1 protein-coding gene is annotated in these 583 nt (G+C 40.3%); it reads left to right on the top strand.

Features of this window, described 5'->3' with window-relative positions; translation table 11 throughout:
• Window positions 1–60: 60 nt before the first annotated feature.
• Complete coding sequence (locus BFL47_RS19030; protein WP_069661373.1) at window positions 61–579, top strand: helix-turn-helix domain-containing protein; 519 nt, start codon at window positions 61–63, stop codon at window positions 577–579.
• Window positions 580–583 lie beyond the last annotated feature (4 nt).

The raw sequence follows: 583 nt of genomic DNA, 5'->3' as shown, positions 1-583 counted from the left end.
TGTCAGATCCTAAAATAACTATACACTTGACGAATCAACACGAACAAGTATATTAGGATAATGACAAAAGAGATAAAAGGTAAAAAATTCGGTAGGCTTTATCTACCGTCATATAAAATAGAAATAGTTAGAGAATGTGAACAGGAAGGAAGTATTGCCCTTGTATGTGAGCGACATAGCTTGTCTAAAGGCACAGTTAAACCCTGGATGAGGCAATATTCAAGTCCGTCGTATCAGCAGAATAAGGGTAAAAGACGTACTTTATCAGAGCGGGAGGGCATAGTCCGGGAGATCATTTCCGGACACCTTAGCATTGAAGAAGCCCAATTGAAGTATGATCTGAGTTGCCGCGATACTATTACTCAATGGGTCAGAGAATACAAAAAGAGACAGGAGTCGTTAATTCCACCTTTATCTGAACAGGACCCTGCTACAGTTGATAGTGCTGGTATGGAGATCGGTTCTTTGGAAGAACTTAAGTTATCCCAGCTCAAGATACGGGCACTGGAGATCATGCTTGATATTGCCAGCAAAGAATTTAAAGTAGATATCAGAAAAAAGTTTGGGGCCAAACAGTGATCCA

The sequence above is a fragment of the Arcticibacter eurypsychrophilus genome (assembly GCF_001730525.1).
Taxonomy (GTDB): Bacteria; Bacteroidota; Bacteroidia; order Sphingobacteriales; family Sphingobacteriaceae; genus Arcticibacter; species Arcticibacter eurypsychrophilus.
Note: the sequence above shows the minus strand (reverse complement) of the source record. Positions and strands in the feature narration are given on the sequence as shown.